This is a genomic window from Campylobacter concisus (assembly GCF_002913865.1).
GTDB lineage: Bacteria > Campylobacterota > Campylobacteria > Campylobacterales > Campylobacteraceae > Campylobacter_A > Campylobacter_A concisus_AM.
This window is the reverse complement of the sequence record NZ_POYX01000004.1, coordinates 1-5576: the sequence shown is the minus strand read 5'-3', so window position 1 is coordinate 5576 and position 5576 is coordinate 1. Positions and strand designations below refer to the sequence as shown.

Genomic DNA, 5576 nt, shown 5'->3' with positions numbered 1-5576 from the left:
TACTGCTCCAGCGATCACTCTAGCTTGCCTCGCACTTGATCCAAATGAAGTGGTTTTAGTAACGCCATCTGATCATTTGATAAAAGATGTTAAAGAGTATCAAGAGAGTGTAAAAGTAGCAAAAGAGCTGGCAGAGCAAAATTTCTTGGTTACTTTTGGCATAAAACCAAGTTTGCCTGAGACGGGATTTGGCTATATTGAGAGTTTTAGCGGTGATGTAAAAGCTTTTTATGAAAAGCCAGACTATGAAAGGGCAGTGAAATTTCTAAAAGATCAGAATTTCTACTGGAATTCAGGCATGTTTGTCTTTAAGGCAGGTGTTTTCTTGGATCAGATGAAATTTTTTGCCCCTGAGATACTTGAAGCATGTAAATTTGCTTTTGATAACGCAAAAAAAGATGAATTTGATATTAAAATAGACTCTACTGATATGCAAAATATCCCACAAAACAGCATAGATTATGCTGTGATGGAAAAATCGGATATCGTAAAAATGGTAACTTTAGATACGCCTTGGAGCGATCTTGGAAGCTTTGATAGTTTGGATGAGCAGCTACCAAAAGATGCCAATGGTAATACAATAAATAGCGACCTGGTGCAGATAAATTCTCACAATAACCTAGTCTTATCTAATGGCAAAAAAATAGCCTTGATAGATGTTGATGATCTAACTATAGTTGATACAAAAGATGCTCTTTTAATATCTAAAAAGTCATCTAGTCAAAAAGTAAAAAATATTGTAGAAGTTTTAAAACAGGAGAGCTCAGAGCTTTGCAATGCTCATGTTACAACAAATAGGCCTTGGGGAAACTATACTGTTCTTGAAAATCAAGACGGCTATAAGATAAAAATAATAGAAGTAAAACCTGGTAAAAGGCTATCTTTACAAAAGCATTTTCACAGAAATGAACACTGGATAGTACTATCAGGTAGTGCCACCGTGACGATCGGCGAGACAACTAGGCTTGTTTGTCCTAATGAGTCTATCTATATAAAAATGGGTGAAGTTCATAGGCTATCTAATGAAGGTAAAATTCCTGTGGTTTTGATAGAAGCTCAGGTCGGCGAATACACAGGCGAAGATGATATAATCCGCCTAGATGATGATTTTAAAAGGTGATTTATGGATAAAAAGGTAGCGTTAATAACTGGCATAACTGGTCAAGATGGATCTTATCTGGCAGAATTTTTACTAAAAAAAGGTTATATAGTTCATGGTATAAAAAGGCGAACAAGTCTTTTTAATACAGATAGGATAGATCATCTTTATCAAGATCCACATGTTGATAATAGAAACTTTTTCTTGCACTATGGCGATATGACGGACTCTATGAATTTAACAAGGATCATCCAAGAGGTGCAGCCAGATGAAATTTACAACCTAGCTGCCATGAGCCACGTGCATGTAAGCTTTGAGACCCCAGAGTATGTCGCAAATGCTGATGGCACAGGCACTCTTAGGCTTCTTGAAGCTATAAGGATACTAGGGCTTGAGAAAAAGACAAAAATTTATCAGGCATCTACCTCTGAGCTTTACGGAAAAGTGCAAGAGACACCGCAGAGCGAGACTACACCATTTTATCCAAGAAGCCCTTATGCTGTCGCAAAGATGTATGCGTACTGGATAACGGTTAATTATAGAGAGGCTTATGGCATTTTTGCTTGTAATGGTATATTGTTTAATCATGAATCGCCAGTTAGAGGTGAGACATTTGTCACTAGAAAGATCACAAGAGCAGCTAGTAAGATAGCGCTCGGGCTTCAGGACAAGCTTTATCTTGGAAATTTAGATGCCAAAAGAGACTGGGGTCATGCAAAAGACTATGTGAAGATGATGTGGATGATACTTCAAGCTCCACAGCCAGAAGACTGGGTAATAGCAACTGGCCAAACAACAGCGGTTAGAGACTTTGTAAAATTTGCATTTGCTTATGCTGGTATAAATTTGAGATTTGAAGGAGCCGGCGTAGATGAGGTAGGAGTCGTGGACTCACTAAATTTTGAAAAGGCAAAAGAGTTAAATTTAAATTTATCTCATTTAAGTGTTGGTCAAACTGTGGTTTGCGTGGATCCAAGATACTTTAGACCAACAGAGGTTGATTTGCTACTTGGAGATCCTAGTAAGGCAGAGAAAAAACTAGGCTGGAAGAGAGAATTTAACCTTCAAGACCTAGTAAATGATATGATGAAATCAGACTTAAAGCTCATGACAAAAGACGTCTATCTAAAAGATGGTGGATATGAGATAATGAGCTATTTCGAGTAAAAAATGGATAAAAATAGCAAAATTTATGTAGCAGGACATAAGGGACTGGTGGGTTCTGCTATAGTGAGAAATTTAAAATCAAAAGGCTATGAAAACATAATCACAAGAACTCATAGCGAGCTTGATCTTATGGATCAAAAAGCTGTTTGTGAGTTTTTTGAAAAAGAAAAACCTGAGTATGTAGTACTAGCTGCTGCAAAAGTCGGTGGAATAGTGGCTAATAGTACGTATCGGGCTGATTTTATATATGAAAATTTACAAATTCAAAATAATGTGATCCATCAAAGCTATCTGTATAAGGTAAAAAAACTATTATTTCTGGGAAGTACTTGTATATATCCTAAAGATGCTCCACAGCCAATGAGCGAGGAGGTACTTTTGACATCTCCACTTGAATATACAAATGAGCCATACGCGATCGCTAAAATAGCTGGCATGAAGATGTGTGAGAGCTATAATCTGCAATATGGTACAAATTTCATATCTGTAATGCCTACAAATTTATATGGTCCAAATGATAACTTTGACCTAGAAACTTCGCATGTATTGCCAGCACTTATAAGAAAGATACACCTAGCAAAGCTTTTAAACGAAGAAAAATTCGACGAAGTAGTAAAAGATCTAAAAGCAAGAGATATAAATGAAGCTATGGCTTATCTTGATAAATTTGGTATTTCAAAAGATAGAGTAGAAATTTGGGGCACAGGAGAGCCTAGACGAGAGTTTCTACGCTCAGAAGATATGGCCGATGCCTGCGTGTTTTTACTGGAAAATAGAGACTTTAAAGATACTTATGATAAAAATAGCAAAGAGATAAGAAATACACATATAAATATAGGCACAGGCAAAGATATCTCGATAAATGAGCTAGCAAATTTGGTTAAAAATATAATTGGCTTTAAAGGCGAGGTATACTTTAATGATAGTAGGCCCGATGGTACGATGCTAAAACTAACGGACCCGTCTAAGCTCCACTCTCTTGGCTGGAAACATAAAGTAGAGCTTGAAGATGGGATAAAGACACTTTATGAGTGGTATGTGAAAAATAAAGAAAGTAATAAATGAAAAAAGTTTATGTAGGTATAATAGCTGATTTGGTGCATGCTGGACATATTAAAATTTTAAAAGAAGCCGCAAAATATGGAGAAATTACAGTTGGTCTTTTGACATTAAAAGCATGTGGTGAGTTAAATGATATTCCTTATTTAGATTATAATAAACGGAAAGAAGTTCTAGAAAATCTTTCTATGATAAAAAATATTATTCCACAAGATAGTGCTAGCTATAAAGATAATTTGTTAAAAATACAACCAGATTTTGTTATTCATGGTGATGATTGGCAATTTGGTTATCAAAAAAAATATCGTACTGAGGTGTTAGAATTATTAAGACAATGGAACGGAAAATTAATAGAAGTACCTTATAGCCATGATATAAATGAAATTAAAGTAAAGGAAAATATTAAAAAATTAGGTATTACATCTACTGCCAGACAAAGTAGGCTAAAAAAACTACTAAAAGCAAAAAAAGTTTTAAAAATACTTGAGGTTCATAATGCTTTGAGCGGTCTTATTGTTGAAAATGCCAGTGAAGTACTAGAAGATGGAGAGATTGTTACATTTGATGGTATGTGGTCTAGTTCACTTACTGATTCTACCTCGAAAGGTAAGCCAGATATTGAGGCTGTAGATACTACAGCTAGATTAACAACCATAAATGAGATTTTTGAAGTAACAACAAAGCCTCTTATATATGATGCAGATACTGGAGGAAAGCCGGAACACTTTGAATTTACTGTTAAAACATTAGAGAGAGTTGGAGTTAGTGCTGTAATTATTGAGGATAAAACTGGATTAAAGAAAAATTCTCTTTTTGGAACAGAAGTAGAACAAACGCAAGATACGATAGAAAATTTTTGTTATAAAATCAAATCTGGTAAAAAAGTACAAATTACAGATGATTTTATGATTATCGCTAGGATTGAAAGCTTGATTTTGGATAAAGGTATGGAAGATGCTCTAAAAAGAGCCTTTGCATATATAGATGCTGGTGCAGATGGAATAATGATACATTCAAGAAAAAAAGATCCAACTGAAATAATAAATTTTATAAAAGGGTTTAGAGAAAAAGATAAAAATACTCCTATAGTAGTTGTTCCAACATCGTTTAATACTGTTACAATAGATGAATTTTCTGAAATGGGGGTAAATGTTGTGATATATGCAAATCATATGTTAAGGGCTGCTTATCCAGGTATGATGAAGGTTGCAAAGTCTATTTTAAAACATAAAAGATCGCTTGAAGCAGAACCTGACTGCATGTCTATAAAGGCTATTTTAGAACTGATACCAGGTACAAAATAATGGCACTTGATACAAGAGATTTTATTAATAGATTAATAGCGAATGGGTATACGCATCTTTGTGTTGTCCCATGTAGTTTTATAAAATATGTTATAAATGAAGCAATAAATAATCCGTATATTGAGTATGTTCCATGTGCCAGTGAGGCAGTTGCTTGCAGTATCGCATCTGGTTTAAGAATGGCAGGTAAAAAGCCAATTGTATTAGTCCAGTCCAGCGGTATTACAAACATGGGTAGTTGCATCACCAGCCTATTAAAACCATATAATATTACTTTTCCGATTTTATCTAGTTGGAGAACGTACAATAATGGAGATAGTGAAATACAACATGAGCATCTAGCAACTGGATTACCGTCTCTTATATCTGCATATGGATATAAGAGCCAGGTATTAGATAATAATAATATTGATGATGCCATAAGGCAAATTGAAATCTGCAATAATACACCAACTATTGGGATTATAGAAAAAAATAGTTTTACTAAGGTTGAGCTTGAGGATAAAAATAAATTAGATTTGTTTAGTTATATTCCTAGAAGCAAGTTTTTAGAGGCTTTGAACAGAATTTTTAAAGATAATGATGTGCTAATTATTGGAACCACTGGAAACACATCAAGAGAAATGTATACATTTATGAAAAATACAAATAATTTTTATATGGTTGGAAATATGGGTGGAGCTTTAAGTATTGGGCTTGGAGCTGCTAAGGCAGGTAAAAATGTTATAGTATGTGGTGGTGATGCAGAATTTGTTATGCACATGGGCGGACTTACTACTGCTGGAAGATATAAAAATGATGTAAATTTAACTTATGTTTTATTTGATAATGAGTCAAATAAATCTACTGGTGGGCAGAGTACATATCAAAAGCATTTAGATTATATAAGCATCGCAAAAGCGTGTGGACTATATGTGGTTGATAACATAGTTTGTAGTGTTGAAGAA

The 5576-nt window shown here is 34.5% G+C and carries 5 protein-coding genes; all 5 read left to right on the top strand.

The window, feature by feature from the left end; genetic code table 11:
- Window positions 1–1120 (top strand): mannose-1-phosphate guanylyltransferase/mannose-6-phosphate isomerase (locus tag CYP77_RS00225; protein WP_103599652.1); only part of this gene is annotated, 1120 nt, incomplete at its 5' end.
- Between the two features lie 3 nt (window positions 1121–1123).
- Complete coding sequence (gmd, locus tag CYP77_RS00220; RefSeq protein WP_103557858.1) at window positions 1124–2266, top strand: GDP-mannose 4,6-dehydratase; 1143 nt, start codon at window positions 1124–1126, stop codon at window positions 2264–2266.
- 3 nt (window positions 2267–2269) lie between these two features.
- A complete protein-coding gene (locus CYP77_RS00215) occupies window positions 2270–3331 on the top strand; it encodes a GDP-L-fucose synthase family protein (RefSeq protein WP_103567023.1) in 1062 nt (353 codons plus the stop codon).
- Window positions 3328–4629: a phosphoenolpyruvate mutase gene (gene aepX, locus CYP77_RS00210; RefSeq protein WP_103567022.1), complete on the top strand. Its 1302-nt coding sequence runs from the start codon at window positions 3328–3330 to the stop codon at window positions 4627–4629. Before CYP77_RS00215 ends, aepX begins: the two co-directional genes overlap by 4 nt.
- Window positions 4629–5576, top strand: a 948-nt coding sequence (locus CYP77_RS00205) for a thiamine pyrophosphate-dependent enzyme (protein WP_103599651.1), incomplete at its 3' end; no start/stop codon positions are given. The genes aepX and CYP77_RS00205, both read left to right, overlap by 1 nt.

Excerpts from the sequence above, each read along its gene's own strand:
- CYP77_RS00215 (WP_103567023.1), top strand. The coding sequence starts at position 2,270 with ATGGATAAAAATAGCAAAATTTATGTAGCAGGACATAAGGGACTGGTG.
- aepX (WP_103567022.1), top strand. The coding sequence starts at position 3,328 with ATGAAAAAAGTTTATGTAGGTATAATAGCTGATTTGGTGCATGCTGGA.
- gmd (WP_103557858.1), top strand. The coding sequence starts at position 1,124 with ATGGATAAAAAGGTAGCGTTAATAACTGGCATAACTGGTCAAGATGGA.